A 13894-nucleotide genomic window follows, 5' to 3' on the forward strand; every position below is an offset into this window, starting at 1 on the left:
CATTCTTGTTTAGCAGAGAAATAGATGTGGAGTACATCAGACCATGACAACAAAGTGCCCAACCGAAAAAGAGCTCCTGGACGGCCTCGATGCCCATACCGCCCATGCCGATGAGCTGGCGCAGCCGCTGGCTCAAGAACTAACCCCGCTGGAGCGCCTCAAGGGTTCCGTCAAACGTTATGACCGGCCAACCGACCCGGTTTGGGATGAGTATTTTGACTCGGAAGGCGTCAGTGACGACTTTATGGAAGATCGAGATCAGCCCAAGCAAGGGCAATCATAATGGCCCTCGATGACGAAGAAGCCAAAGGGCATGTTGCGCTCAAAGGATTCTTTGGTATCTGCAGTGAGTGGGACTGCACACAGGAAGAAATGATGCAGATGCTCGGCGGTGTGTCCCAGAGCACGCTGACCGAGTATCAGAAATTGCCGCACATTAAGCTCCCACCGGATACCCTGGAGCGCATCAGCTACATCCTGGGCATCTACAGATCCTTGAGAGCCATGTACCCAACGGCCGAACGCGCCAATCGCCGGATGCGCCTGGAAACCTGTGATGCTCCTTTCGCTGGAACGTCTGCCTTGGACTTTCTGGCGCGAGGTTCCATGAGGCATCTTATGGAAGCTCGACGCTACTTTGATGCAAAGCGTACGGGGTAACCAGATAACGAGCACGAGAATAATACTTCCCATGCATCACTGGCCTTGGGGCTCTGTGCATTCCTCCTCTCGCGACGACTAAAACCGTTTTGGCACAGCGTTCAGGAACCTGATAGTACCTGGACAGTAGCCGGCGAGAATCACCCGGAAACGTCCTGATTTTTCGGTCGGCTGGAATAAGTCGATGTCTCCGATTATTTTCCCCTGGTCCGCATTGAACCTGACCTCACCCTCTACGCCAGTTACGAACGGGCTGTTTTGTTTCTTTCTTTCTTTCTTTCTTTCTTCGTATAATCAAAGGCGTTCTTTTTGGAGGCATGACTGATGCGACCAGCGGAAATTTCGAATGAAGAGATCATTGAGACAGGTAAAAAACTGCAAACTTCTGGCAAAAACATTACTGGTTATGGGCTCCGCCGAATTCTTGGGGCAGGAGACCCCAAACGCCTAAAGTCTGTCTGGGACGAATACGCCAGCAGAGACAAGGTGGACAACAACGCCGATCTTCGCCTACCTGCCGAGCTAGAAGATCTGGTTACCGAGCTTGTGCATATTCCGGCCCATCGTGACCGCCCATTCCGTTTGAACGTGACCGCCTGTTCCGGGTGATCGTGACCGCTCATTCCGTTTTATCGTGACCGATTTTGGACGTTTTTCCGGAATCGCTGGTCACGATGCCGGAATCCCCGGTCACGTTCCTCCGGAATCATTGCCAACACGCTGGAATTCTTCAACTTTATCCGGCATACCCCTTCCTTTTTCATCACGAGGAAGGGCGGATGCCGGCAGCGAGGATTTCCATGCGACAGATCATCGAGGTCTTGCGCCTCAAGTACGAAGCGGGCCTGAGCCATGAGCGCATTGCCCGTGCCTGCGGACTCTCCAAGGGCGTGGTCGGCAAGTATGTCAGCCTGGCCACCGCGCAGGGCATCACCTGGCCGTTGCCGGAAGGCACGGACGAGGCACGACTGGAAGCCCAGCTCTTCCCGGCCAAGACACCCCCATCTCGATTTGCTGAGCCCGACTACTTCCAGGTCCACCAGGAACTCAAGACCAAGGGCGTCACCCTGCAATTGCTCTGGGCTGAGTACGTCGAACGCCACGGCGACAAGGCCCGCCGGTACAGTCAGTTTTGCCATCACTACCGGCTCTGGCGCGGCCGGCAGCGGCGCAGCATGCGCCAGGTCCACCGGGCCGGCGAGAAGATCTTTATCGACTACTGCGGTCCCACCGTGCCGGTGGTGGACCGCAGCACCGGCGAGATGCGTAAGGCCCAGGTCTTTGTGGCTGTGCTGGGCGCGTCCAGTTATACCTTCGCCGAGGCCACCTGGAGCCAGAGCCTGCCGGACTGGATCGCCTCCCACCAGCGGATGCTGGCGTTCTACGGTGGTGTGCCGGAACTGCTGGTTCCGGACAATCTCAAGGCAGCGGTCACCAAGGCAGACCGATACACGCCCCAGCTCAACGAGACCTACGCGGAACTGGCAACCCATTACCAGACGGCGGTCTTACCGGCCCGCCCCTACAAGCCCAAGGATAAGGCGAAGGCCGAAGCCGCTGTGCTGCTGGTTGAACGCTGGATCCTGGCCCGGTTGCGTCACCGAACGTTCTTCTCACTGGCCGAACTGAACTCGGCGATTGCAGACCTGCTACCGGCACTGAACCAGCGCCCGTTCCAGGGGCGCTCCGAGAGCCGCCAGAGCCTGTTCGAAGCGCTGGACCGACCTGCACTCAGGCCACTGCCGGCAACGTCCTACGTCTACGCCGAGTGGCGCAAGGCACGACCGGGCATCGACTACCACATCGAGATCGACAAACGCCTGTACAGCGTGCCTCACGCCCTGGTGGGTGTGAAGCTGGATGTTCGGGTGACCGATACGTCCGTTGAGGTCATGCACAAAGGACAACGGGTAGCCCTGCATCCTCGCCACGGCAAGAGCCGCTTCGTGACCCTGACCGAGCACATGCCCAAGTCCCATCAGGCCCATCAGAACTGGTCACCGGGACGGTTCCTGAACTGGGCCAGTGACATCGGTCCCGCCACGCTCGACGTGGTACAGCGACAGCTTAAGGATCGCCCTCATCCGGAGCATGGCTACCGATCATGCCTGGGGCTGTTGAACCTGAGTCGACGTTACAGCCGTGACCGGTTGGAGCAGGCCTGTAGTCGAGCACTAGCTATCAACTCGGCCAGCTACCAGAGCATCAGCTCGATCCTGAAACAGGGGCTGGATCAGCTCCCGTTACCCCTGGCCGAGGAGGAGTCGGAACTGACAGAGCTGCCAGTACACACCAACGTTCGCGGCCCCCGCTACTACCACTGATCCCGGAGAAACTGATGTTGACTCAAAACACCCTCGACGCCCTGCGCCAACTCAAACTGACCGGCATGTGCGATGCCCTGGAACAGCAGCGGGCACAGCCCGACACCCACGACCTGGCGTTCGAGGAACGCCTGGCCTTACTGATCGACCGGGAGGTGCTGCACCGGGAAAACCGCCGCCTGGAACGGCTGCTGAAGGCGGCCCGGTTGCGGGTCTCGGCCTGCGTGGAAGACATCGATTACCGCCACCCGAGAGGGCTGGAGCGCTCCCGTATGGCGGGGCTGGCCAGCTGTGACTGGATCCGCCAGTCCCTGAACCTGTGCATCACCGGGCCTACCGGTTGCGGCAAGACCTGGCTGGCGTGCGCCCTGGGCAACCAGGCCTGCCGGCAGGGGCTCTCAGTCCGTTACTTGCGGGTACCGCGCCTGTTCGAACAGCTGCGCATCGCCCACGGCGATGGCAGTTACGCCCGCCTGATGAACCAACTGTTGAAAACCGACCTGCTGATCCTGGATGACTGGGGGATGCAGAAGGTCACCGTGCAACAACGACAGGATCTGATGGAAGTGATTGAGGATCGGCACGGAAGAGGCTCAACCCTGATCGCTAGTCAGTTACCAACCGAACACTGGCACGACTACATCGGCTCCGCCACACTCGCAGACGCCATTCTGGACCGGCTTCTGCACGGCGCTCACCGACTCAATCTAAAAGGAGAATCACTAAGAAAAGCCAAGGCACAAAACACGGAATCGGTTGACCCATCGTGACCGCTCAGAGTACAAAACTGACTCCAGCGTGATGGCCGTGTGCAAACCGGTCACGATCCCCGGAATGACCGGTCACGTTCGCCGGAATACGCAGCTTGAGAGCAATCTAATAGAACAGGTCCGCCCACTGACAGTTCAGCTCTATGAAGGTGCTTTGAAAGCAGCACAAAGACAGGTCTCAGAGACATCTCGTGAGCTCAAACAGTTGAGGTCAGAAATAGAAGCCGAGATTTTGGATGCGAACACCATCATTGAAGATTTAGAACAGCGACTGGCAGAGACCACGCAGCGACTTCTTGAGTCGGCGGAAGAGTTAAAGCAGTCGCATGAAGCCCGCTATCAGTTCGAACGACAGGCAATCACACTTGAAGCCGAGGTGAATCAACTCAGAGAAAACTCAACATATGAAGAGTTGATGAAGCGAATTATTGCACTTGAAAGCAAGGGCGAGAATGGTTGACGACTGTTCCACGTCTGAGACGAGAGAGTCGAGGAAAATCGCCGATTGGGTTTTAATATTTCTGGATGAAGTTGCGCTGGAGAGGAAAAGTGTCGGTGGTGAAGGGTAAGTCGAAACCAGGCCTCTCCCTGGCGTGTCACACCACTGTGCAGGTGTCGCGCTCGCCTGGCATCCCTGCCGGCGGTGAGTTCAGGTCGTCCTGACCAGCGAACTCGCGGGCATAATAGGTATTGACGGCAATCATTTCTGAGTAAAGGGTCACACGATCCGATCCTCGAACAGCGACAGAATCTCACTCCAATAATGATTGCTCATAGAAAGCTCCGTTTTTTCCTTTTGCTCTGTTTGATCAGGTCCAGAAAGCCATGTGCCACTCACATCGATACTGCCGTCCCAGTCTGAAGCTTCACCGTCTTTCGCTAGAGCCGCATACTCCGAGGCGGCATCCGAGTTTTGCTTTGACGATTTTGGTGAAAACGAAACCACGTTTTGCTCTGGAAGGTCGTCGCTAATTCTACGTGCGAACTCGGTCAGGCTCGATTCTGCAAGTACGTAGAGCCAACCTCCAACGTCAGGCGGTTCGTCCGCTTGGCGCCGAAGGATTCTACCGAGGACCTGCCGAAAATGGAGTTCTGTTCGAATTCTACTGAGATGGCAGCACACTTGGAGTCGAGGGATGTCGGTTCCTTCGCTAATCATACCCACCGAGATGATCCAGCGATCTTTGGACACCCTGAACCTATCGATTATTTCGTGGGCGTCTGGTGTTCGACAGCTGACAACGGCGGCCCTTTCGCCCAGAGCTGTGAGTCTGGTCGCAATATGTTCTGCATGCGCGACGGTCGCCGCGACAACTAAACCGCCGGCATTGGGGGTTCGATGTCGAATCTCTGATAGTTTGTCTGATGCTTCCGAAAGTGTGTGGTCGATTACCTCATCTCGAAAAAGAAAGTCGGGATAAGAAATATGGCCGTGCTTGATGGTTTCACGGATGCTCGAATAGGTTTTAAGGCCGATTTCAGAAGATTTCAGGTGGATTTCTCGGTTGTCGGTGAGCACGACCTTTGGGGCTCGGCATACGCCATCTGCAACAGCTCGCCTGAGGCCATATTCATAGTCGCAATGGAGCTCGCCGTCAGGCTGGGAGTATCGCGCCAACACTATAGGTGTATCGTCTGTCCTCCAGGGTGTTCCAGATAATGCGATGGTAAAGGACGCATGACCCTGAATCCGGTCTAGTATGGTTCGCCCCCAACTGTTACCAAGCGCCAAATTGTCTGAGTAACTCCCGGAGCAATGATGAATCTCGTCCAAGACTACAAGCACTCGGTGATCGTTCAAAACGCGCCAAAGATCCTTAGGTAGCGTAGCCATCGACTGGTAAGTATACGACCCGCCGGCAGCACCAATTTGCCCATTAAAAGTTCTTCCAAGAATCTGGCTGAAAGTTGTGGCAACGCCTTGGGATATCGCTCGCGAAGGGGAAAAACATACAACAAAATCAATCTTGTCTTGCTCAAACAGTGCCTTGGCCAAAGAAGCCACCATCACGGTTTTTCCAGCTGCTGGTGTTGCATGGCACAGGAAATGGGATTGACGCTCAAAGGATAACAGGGCCTGAGCAATGCACTCGCTCTGCCAAGCGCGGAGTTTCATCATGAGGGAAGGCCAATCTTGGTGATCACAGACTCAACCGCGCGAAGTTGCCCAAGAAGTTTCGTGCTTCTCTCCCGCGACTCCACATATTGCTCCTTCACAGCGCTTCGAAGCGCGGGGTATTTGTTATAGAGACGTTGATATTCCTCCGCTTCCCCAATGCTGGCGACAAGTTCAACTCTTCTTTGGGAAAGCTCTTCTTGCAGGGCCCGCTGCGTTTCTCCATCCATCGTCGACTCAGTATCATGATCACGGCTTTCAAACGGCGACGGCCTATCCTCAAGCTGAACATTTGAACGCTCTGGGCAGAAAATGAATTTGCACCCGCGGCCGGTTGATCCGTGGTGTCTTTCAATCAGCTTGGCTGATTCCAGTCGCAATAGTTCTCTATAGATATATTTTCGGAGCTGGTTGCGACCTGGTCGCTGACCTTCTGAAATCTGAAGCACATACAGATCCCGAAGATCAGTGGTCGAGAAAGGAGCGTTTGATTGCTTCCGCAACAGTTCGATCAGCGTCTTATCGACTTGCAATGACTGTAAATTTTCCATCCAAAGGCCCAGTTGGTCTGTGTGTCGATCTGGTCGACCCTATAAAATGGGTAGTATATGCCGTGGCCCCTCACGCCTCAAGAAACCATAGTCTTGCCTTTTGTGAGGGCAAGAAATGGGCTCACCGGTTTGTGTGGCGTTTGGACGGAATCTACGTGCAATTCGAAAATCAAAAGGGCTCTCCCAGGAGCGGTTAGCGCACGAATCGGGGATAGATAGGAGCTATGTGGGAAGGGTTGAGAGGGGGGAGGTAAACATCACGATCGAAAAAATCTACATGCTTGCTCGTTGCTTGAAGTGCTCGCCGAAAGACTTGATACCTGATGACGGTAAGTAATGTGGAGAGTTTTGTGCGGTTCACCAGCGATCAGTTAGTTTGCCATTGCTTGAATGGGCAGGATCGGTTCGGTTTCCTTAGTCGCGGTGTTCATTGGAGTATTATCCTTTGTTGAACGACGCGCGTCGTAAGAGCTCTCGAAAATGTCTTTTAATGGCCTAAATTGCAGAAAAAATAGCGCTAAAAATACAAAATTGCTCTGAGATGTATTCTAAAAAAGTAATCTGATTGTTTTAGGTATTAAAAAACAATGACATAAAATCACTTTGTGTTTTTGGAGCTACTTTTCTTAGCCATACGCCGTGTATCCGGTGCCACCTAAATCAGAAACCCAGGGCCTGACCGAGCAGTATCTGGGCAACTGGCTGGCCCGCCGTGGCCGGCGTGATGATCTGGTGATCGCCAGCAAGGTGGCCGGGCCGGGCAATGGCCTCGGGTATTTGCGCGGTGGCCCGAGGCTGACCCGGGAGCATATCCGTTCTGCCTGTGAAGACAGCCTGAAGCGCCTGCAGACGGATTACATCGATCTTTATCAGGTGCACTGGCCGGACCGGAGCACCAACTTCTTTGGCAAGCTTGGTTATGCTCGCAATCCCGATGAGCAGATGACGCCCATTGAGGAAACCCTGGAGGCGCTGGATGAACTGGTGCGTGACGGCAAGGTCAGGCACATCGGGCTTTCCAACGAGACGCCTTGGGGCACGATGCAGTACCTGCGCCTGGCGGAGCAGCGTGGCTGGCCCCGGGTGGTCTCTATCCAGAATCCCTACAACCTGTTGAACCGTTCCTTTGAAGCGGGGCTGGCGGAGTTTGCCCATCGTGAAGGCACTGGCCTGCTGGCCTATTCACCACTGGCTTTTGGCATGCTGACCGGCAAATACCTGGGGGGGAAATGGCCGGAAAAGGCCCGACTGACACTGTACGAGCGATTCAGTCGCTACACCAATGACCGGGCGGCGGACGCCACGAGAGCCTATGTTGAGCTGGCTCACCAGCATGGTCTCACGCCGGCCCAACTGGCACTGGCCTGGGTGAACAGTCGGGAGTTCGTAACCAGTAACATCATTGGCGCAACCACCATGGAGCAGCTCAGGGAGAACATCGGGGCAGCCAGTGTGACTCTGAGCCCCGACCTCGTGTCCGCCATCGAGGCGATCCATGCCGAGTTCACCTATCCCTGCCCTTGAAGACTGTATGAACAGGGGCTTGCAGTAGCCAGGTGCGATCCTGCCGCTCCGACCAGCGGCAGGGTCGTTACATACTGCAATATAAGTGATCATTTATTGACAAAAAAGCTGGTGCCAGGCGACGGAACGCTGGCGAAATTGTGTGCAAAATCACACCAATCTTCGTCGCAATCATTAGACTTTGGTATTGTGAATTACATAAAGCCAATGTCGATACCGGATTTCCTGTTGCCATGATTCTTCGCCTGTTCGTCGTCCTTCTAGCCCTGAATAGCGTCGCCTTTGCGATGCGGGCTGACGCTGCGCAGCCCATGTTGTCGGAACCGATGCTTTCCGAGCGCATGATGGCCGAGCGCGACGAAATGACGACGGCGGAGGATGTTTACGAACTTCAGGAATGGATGTCCGGCGATTATGAAGACGACCGCAGCGATGCACTTACCGCTATCGGCTCCCGTCTGCTCAGCCTGAGCCTCAGCCGCTCCCGCACTGCTGAAAAGACCTATGCTTCCGATCCGGCTCAGCCTGATCACGGCATCGCCCTGTTGAACGAAGGTGCCTGCCTGAACCTGCGCTGGAAGTTCTGACCGCTGTTCCCTGGCGTGCCCGCCATCTTTCTCCCGACCTTCCGCTTTGTCAAAATGTCATGACCTGACGCATTGTCAGCTTGAATCTGCCGTGTGATCATCCACCTTAATTGAGATTCTCAAGCGACGAGGAGCCGGTAATGGCAGCAGAGAACGGAGTCTATTGCGACGACGCAGAACGGTGTGTTGATCGGGTGATTGAACGGGTTGGCAAGCGCATTACCCTGGGCTTGCCGCTTGGTCTTGGCAAGCCGGTGAGGTTTGTGAATGCGCTCTATCAGCGTGCCAAGGATGATCCGGACGTTGAGCTGCATATTGTGACCGCGCTCTCCCTGTTAGCGCCTGAGGGCAGTTCTTCACTGGAAAAACGTTTCATGGGGCCCTTCGCCAAGCGCCTGTTTGGCGATATTCCGGAACTGGCCTATGCCCGTGATGTCGCCAATAACCGCTTGCCAAGCAATGTCCAGGTGTCTGAATTTTTCTTCAAAGCTGGCAGCTACCTGAACAATCGCAACCAGCAGCGAAACTATGTATGCACCAACTACACCCATGCCGTTCGCGATCTGATGGCGCAGGGTGTGAATGTGGTGGGGCAGATGGTTTCCCCAGGCGAGCCCAATGGTTTTCCGGGCCAGGTGAGCTTTAGCTGTAACCCGGACCTGTCGCTCGATATCCTGCCGCTGCTGCGGGAGCGTGAACAGGAGGGGGTACCGGTGGCCATGGTGGCTGAAATCAATCAGTACCTGCCCTGGTTTGGCCACCATGCAGCCGTCGAGGAACAGCAGTTTGATCTTCTCTTCAGTCATCCATCCACAGACTATCCGTTATTCTCGGCTCCTCAGATGGCCATCAGTCCGTCTGATCACCTCATCGGATTCTACGCCAGCTGCCTGTTGAAGGATGGCGGAACCCTTCAGGTTGGCATCGGTTCACTGGGAGCCTCGCTGGTTCACAACGCCATTCTGCGCCACAAGCACAATGATGCCTGGCGCGCAGTTTATGACCACCTGGATGTGGGATCCAGGTTCCCTGTGGTTGACAGCTGCGGCGGTACCGGTACGTTCGAGACCGGCCTGTATGGCTGTAGTGAAATGATGGTGGATGGCTTCCTGTATCTGATGCAGGAGGGCATCCTGAAGCGGGAAGTATTTGATCATGCCGGCTTGCAGACTCTGATCAACCGGGGCGAGATTACCGTGACGCCGTCGCTGGATATGCTGGATGTGCTGGTCCGGGAAGGGCTGATCGACTCGCCATTGCGGGCGCGGGATGTCAACTGGCTGATTCAGTACGGCATTCTTCGGGACACAGTGGAATTCCGTGGCGGGCGCCTGCGCCTGAGTGAAGATCACGCTGTAGAAGCAGATCTCAGCCAGGATCAGACCCGTGAGGCGCTGGCGGCCGTGGGTCTTGGTTCAAGGCTCAGCGGTGGTATTGCCATGCACGGGGGCTTCTACGTGGGGCCGGAGGCCTTCTACCAGGCTCTGAGAGATCTGTCGCCAGAGCAGCGTGACAAGATCTGCATGACCAGTGTCAATTTCATCAACCACCTTTACGATCACCGTTTCGGAGATCAGAAGCTCAAAGCCGCCCAGCGTTTGCACGGTCGGTTTATCAACTCTGCGATGATGTACACCCTCAATGGCGCGGCAGTGTCAGACGGGCTCGATGATGGTCGCGTGGTTAGTGGTGTGGGGGGGCAGTACAACTTTGTTTCGATGGCCCATGAGTTGCCCGGGGCGCGCTCCATCCTGGCTCTCAGAGCTACCCGCATGTCGGGTGGGCAGGTAGTGTCCAACATTGTCTTCAACTATGCCCATTGCACCATTCCAAGACATCTCAGGGACATTGTGATCACCGAGTACGGCATTGCCGATTTGCGGGGGCGGTCCGACGAAGATGTGTTCCTGGCGCTGATCCGTATTGCCGATTCCCGTTTCCAGGCGGATTTGCTGAAACAGGCCCAGAAGGCGGGCAAGGTCCGTGACGATTTCCGCTTGCCTGCGGACTGGCAGAACAATACGCCGGCGTCGGTTCGCCAGGCTTTGGCTGCACCCGGTAAGGGCGACTGGTTCCCGGCGTTCCCGTTCGGCCGGGATTTCACCGATGAGGAGCTGACCCTGGGGAAAGCCCTTAAAGGACTGAAAGCCGCAACCGCCACTCCCCGTGGTAAACTGGCGACCCTTTGGCAGGCCATCCGGGCTGAAGACGATACTGGCCAGTACGCGGTGCTGCTCGAACGCATGGGGTTGAACAACCCCTCAGGCATTCGGGAGAAGCTGGATCGCAAACTGGTGATACATGGCCTGCAGCAACTTGAACCCGCGACAAAGACAGGAAGCGAAAACAGCTGATGCAAGCCGATAACCCGAACACCCGGCCGGATGTTTTTACCGTCCATTACGTGCTCAAGAACCGCATCGGTGAGCTGGTGGATACGTCTGAAGGCAGCGAGCCTCTGCACTTTATCTACGGCAGCCCCGAGATCATTGCCGGCATTCAGGAGGCGGTGAAAGACCGAAACGTAGGTGATTGCCTGGAAGTGACCGTGCCACCGGAAATGGCCTATGGCGAATACCGCGAGGACTTGGTGCGCAAGGTGCCCCGTTCCTTGTTTGAGGGCGTTGAAAACCTGGATGTGGGCATGAAGTTCCAGACTAACTCCGGCGATCAGGCCCAGGTGGTACAGGTGGTGGCGATAGACGGCAACCTGGTCAAAGTGGATGCCAATCACCCTTTAGCCGGTTTTACCCTCTATTTTGATCTGGAAATTGTGGGTCGTCGCGAGGCTACTGAAGACGAGGTAGCTCAGGGTCGCCCGCTGTTCTGAGAGGGCGTTCGGGTACCTGGTCGAACTCGCCCGAGTGAATGCGTGCGAGGCCCTGGCTGATCTGCTGGTGTATGCTCCCGGTCAGCTCATTCAGGGATAGATCCGGATCCGGTCCAAGGGGCGGATGCAGTATTACGATGATCTGCCCCGGCGGCTGTCGCAGCAGCCTGAAAAGATGGCAGTGGAAACTGTCATCGCCCACAAAGGGCGCCAGTGCGTCAGGGCGCCGTTCTCGCCGATAGCCGATGGACACTGGCTGTATGGCCGTGCTGCTGTCCCGGGCGGCGCTCATCAACAGTCCGTGCATGGGTAATACGGCTACCCCGGTGCTGGTGGTTCCCTCGGGATAGACCATCACCGATTCTCCAGCCTGCAGGCATTGCGCGATACTGGCTTTGATAGCTCTGGCCTGACCGCCGCCACGTTTGATGAACAGCGTGCCGGCCTGCCGGGCCAGCCAGCCGATCACCGGCCATTGACCTACTTCCGCTTTTGACAGAAACCGCATGGGCGTGATGCTGCCAAGAACCGGGATGTCTGACCAGCTGATGTGGTTGGCGACAAACAGGGCGTTTTCCGGGCAGGGCTGGCCATAAACCTGAACCTGCCAGCCCAGGCATTGACATGCCTTCCGAAAACAGATTGTGGCCCAGGGATTCCTGTCCACCGGTCTGGTCCTGGCCAGATCGGAGATCCGGAGCAAAGCCGCCAGCGCGCAGGCTCCGACAAGGAAGCCTGCAAACATTGCTAAGCGAAAGCTCAGTCGAAGCCAGCTCATCGGCAATCCTCCGAATCAGGCGGGGCGGCGCAGGAAGTGCCGGCTGTAGCGGCCGGCCAGGTTACTGACCTCCAGCAGCACCAGCATGTCGGCACAGCGGAATTCAGGGTCCCAGCAAGGCTCGCCACAGACCCTTGCGCCCAGGCGCATGTACGCCTTGATCAGAGGCGGTATGTCCACAGAGCGTTCTGATTCCGGATGGGCAAGATGTGGCAGTTGGCGCTTTGGCGTTACCCGGCAATGCGGCTCAGACAGATGCTGTTGTTGCAGAAGCCGGGCCACATGCCAGGCTTTTGCCCCGCCGTCGGCCATGCTGATACTGGCGCAGCCGATCAGATGGGTAACGTCGCGTTGCACCAGGTACTCCGCCACCGCTGACCACAGCAGCGTGATGGTGCCGCCATTGCGGTAGTCCGGGTGCACGCAGGTGCGGCCGAGTTCAGCCAGTGTTCCAGGCAGGGCTTCCAGAGCCGCGAGATCAAACTCGCCTCGGGAGTAGAAGCCGCCAACGGAAGCCGTATCGTCCTGGTGAAGTATGCGGGTGGTGGCCACCGGTTCACCGGTGTCTGCGTCGGTGACGATCAGGTGATCGCATGCCGCATCATAAGCATCGGCATCAATACCCGGGATTGTGGCGCCGAGATCGCTGCCATACTCCTCGGAGAACACCCGGTAACGCAGGCGCTGGGCCGCTTCTATGAGCTCCGGGTCACGGGTCAGTTCGGTGCTCAGGTTACGGCCCCGGCGGGGTTGAAGGCTCGCGGTGGTTGCAGTCATGGCTTGGCCTCTGTGTTTCTGTTTCAGGTCAAGGCTATGAAGCGGGTATGACAGATGGGTGACGCCGGAGTGACGTCTCTGTGACAGTGCGAGACCCTTTTCAGGAAAACGGATATGTGTCACAGGCTGTAACCCTTTGGCGGTTCCATGTATATTTCTGAATAGCATGTATAATTGTTGTAACTGAACGTTGCCTGTATCGTCGGGTGTACAACCCTGAAACCGGAATAAAATAATCAGAGATGGATGGCGTGGAACAAACAAACGAGAGTTGGCGAATCCTGATCGTAGAGGACGATGAGCGGCTTGCGGATCTGACCCGCGAGTACCTTGAGAACAATGGCCTGACAGTGTCGTTGGAAACCCACGGGGGAGCCGCTGTTGAGCGGATCCGCAACGAGCAGCCTGATCTTGTGGTTCTGGATCTGATGCTGCCTGGCGAAGATGGTCTGTCCATCTGCCGGCGGGTACGGCCGTTCTTCAATGGCCCCATTATTATGCTCACCGCCCGGACAGACGACCTGGACCAGGTCCTGGGCCTGGAAATGGGCGCGGATGACTACATTGGCAAACCGGTCCAACCGCGCGTCCTGCTGGCCCGGATTCGAGCCATGTTGCGCCGTGTGGAAACTTCGCCAGTCACCGGGCAGGAGACGTCCGGGGAGGAGCCGGTGCGTTTGCAGTTCAACGACCTGGTGGTTGATCGTTCCATGCGTGAGGCCTGGTTGAGTGACGAAAGTATCGACCTCACCAGTGCTGAGTTCGATTTGCTTTGGCTTCTGGCCAGTAACGCAGGGCGAGTGCTGAGTCGGGAAGAGATTTTTACCGCACTCAGGGGCATCGAATACGACGGGCAGGATCGTTCCATTGACGTTCGCGTGTCCAGGATTCGCCCGAAAATCGGTGATGATCCCATCCACCCGCGCCGTATCAAGACTGTTCGAAGCAAGGGCTACCTGTTCGTCAAGGAAGCCTGA

At 56.4% G+C, this 13894-nt stretch carries 16 protein-coding genes and 1 pseudogene; 12 read left to right on the forward strand and 5 right to left on the reverse strand.

Translation table 11 applies throughout. From position 1 onward, the window contains the following. Positions 1-43: 43 nt before the first annotated feature. The 6 genes from QPL98_RS14045 to QPL98_RS14070 all read left to right on the forward strand — a co-directional run bounded on the left by QPL98_RS14045 (position 44) and on the right by QPL98_RS14070 (position 4214). The gene (locus tag QPL98_RS14045; RefSeq protein WP_291825417.1) at positions 44-283 is read left to right on the forward strand and encodes a hypothetical protein; all 240 of its coding nucleotides are present in this window, start codon (positions 44-46) and stop codon (positions 281-283) included. After that, entirely contained in the window at positions 283-660 is a 378-nt protein-coding gene (locus QPL98_RS14050; protein ID WP_291825418.1) for an antitoxin Xre-like helix-turn-helix domain-containing protein, read from the forward strand. Before QPL98_RS14045 ends, QPL98_RS14050 begins: the two co-directional genes overlap by 1 nt. Positions 661-984: 324 nt before the next feature. Further along, complete coding sequence (locus QPL98_RS14055; RefSeq protein ID WP_303293474.1) at positions 985-1269, forward strand: DNA-binding protein; 285 nt, start codon at positions 985-987, stop codon at positions 1267-1269. 170 nt (positions 1270-1439) lie between these two features. Then, on the forward strand, positions 1440-2984 hold the full coding sequence (istA, locus tag QPL98_RS14060) for an IS21 family transposase (RefSeq protein ID WP_011786424.1): 1545 nt from the start codon (positions 1440-1442) through the stop codon (positions 2982-2984). A gap of 14 nt (positions 2985-2998) precedes the next feature. Beyond that, a complete protein-coding gene (istB, locus tag QPL98_RS14065; protein WP_011786423.1) occupies positions 2999-3754 on the forward strand; it encodes an IS21-like element helper ATPase IstB in 756 nt (251 codons plus the stop codon). Further along, positions 3741-4214: a hypothetical protein gene (locus QPL98_RS14070; protein ID WP_303293475.1), complete on the forward strand. Its 474-nt coding sequence runs from the start codon at positions 3741-3743 to the stop codon at positions 4212-4214. The genes istB and QPL98_RS14070 overlap by 14 nt, the downstream gene beginning before the upstream one ends. Before the next feature lie 136 nt (positions 4215-4350). Here the strand turns inward: QPL98_RS14070 and QPL98_RS14075 are convergent, their stop codons facing one another. Genes QPL98_RS14075 through QPL98_RS14085 form a run of 3 tightly spaced genes read right to left on the reverse strand, consistent with a single transcriptional unit; the run spans position 4351 to position 6421 of the window. Beyond that, entirely contained in the window at positions 4351-4476 is a 126-nt protein-coding gene (locus QPL98_RS14075; RefSeq protein WP_303293476.1) for a hypothetical protein, read from the reverse strand. Continuing rightward, positions 4473-5873: a DEAD/DEAH box helicase gene (locus QPL98_RS14080; RefSeq protein WP_303293477.1), complete on the reverse strand. Its 1401-nt coding sequence runs from the start codon at positions 5871-5873 to the stop codon at positions 4473-4475. Before QPL98_RS14080 ends, QPL98_RS14075 begins: the two co-directional genes overlap by 4 nt. Beyond that, positions 5870-6421: a hypothetical protein gene (locus tag QPL98_RS14085; RefSeq protein ID WP_248182414.1), complete on the reverse strand. Its 552-nt coding sequence runs from the start codon at positions 6419-6421 to the stop codon at positions 5870-5872. The genes QPL98_RS14080 and QPL98_RS14085 overlap by 4 nt, the downstream gene beginning before the upstream one ends. A gap of 115 nt (positions 6422-6536) precedes the next feature. Here QPL98_RS14085 and QPL98_RS14090 point away from each other — a divergent pair, with 115 nt between their 5' ends. From QPL98_RS14090 to QPL98_RS14110, 5 genes and pseudogenes are all read left to right on the forward strand, one after another. Further along, entirely contained in the window at positions 6537-6758 is a 222-nt protein-coding gene (locus QPL98_RS14090; RefSeq protein WP_248182416.1) for a helix-turn-helix domain-containing protein, read from the forward strand. Positions 6759-7060: 302 nt separating this feature from the next. Beyond that, positions 7061-7945: pseudogene (locus QPL98_RS14095) on the forward strand (aldo/keto reductase); the annotation flags it as partial. 233 nt (positions 7946-8178) lie between these two features. Beyond that, positions 8179-8532: a hypothetical protein gene (locus tag QPL98_RS14100; RefSeq protein WP_011785789.1), complete on the forward strand. Its 354-nt coding sequence runs from the start codon at positions 8179-8181 to the stop codon at positions 8530-8532. Positions 8533-8672: 140 nt separating this feature from the next. Next, the gene (locus tag QPL98_RS14105) at positions 8673-10886 is read left to right on the forward strand and encodes an acetyl-CoA hydrolase/transferase C-terminal domain-containing protein (protein ID WP_303293478.1); all 2214 of its coding nucleotides are present in this window, start codon (positions 8673-8675) and stop codon (positions 10884-10886) included. Continuing rightward, a complete protein-coding gene (locus QPL98_RS14110; protein WP_011785787.1) occupies positions 10886-11362 on the forward strand; it encodes a peptidylprolyl isomerase in 477 nt (158 codons plus the stop codon). The genes QPL98_RS14105 and QPL98_RS14110 overlap by 1 nt, the downstream gene beginning before the upstream one ends. On the opposite strand, the gene QPL98_RS14115 is transcribed toward QPL98_RS14110, so the two are convergent. Both QPL98_RS14115 and QPL98_RS14120 read right to left on the reverse strand, forming a co-directional pair. Further along, positions 11322-12140 (reverse strand): 1-acyl-sn-glycerol-3-phosphate acyltransferase, encoded by an 819-nt coding sequence (locus tag QPL98_RS14115; RefSeq protein ID WP_303293479.1) that lies wholly within the window; start codon positions 12138-12140, stop codon positions 11322-11324. The genes QPL98_RS14110 and QPL98_RS14115 overlap by 41 nt on opposite strands. Before the next feature lie 15 nt (positions 12141-12155). Beyond that, complete coding sequence (locus QPL98_RS14120) at positions 12156-12917, reverse strand: GNAT family N-acetyltransferase (protein WP_303293480.1); 762 nt, start codon at positions 12915-12917, stop codon at positions 12156-12158. A gap of 242 nt (positions 12918-13159) precedes the next feature. On the opposite strand from QPL98_RS14120, the gene QPL98_RS14125 reads away from it, so the two are divergent. Next, on the forward strand, positions 13160-13894 hold the full coding sequence (locus QPL98_RS14125) for a response regulator (RefSeq protein WP_303293481.1): 735 nt from the start codon (positions 13160-13162) through the stop codon (positions 13892-13894).

The sequence above is a fragment of the Marinobacter sp. ST-43 genome (assembly GCF_030541085.1).
GTDB lineage: Bacteria > Pseudomonadota > Gammaproteobacteria > Pseudomonadales > Oleiphilaceae > Marinobacter > Marinobacter nauticus.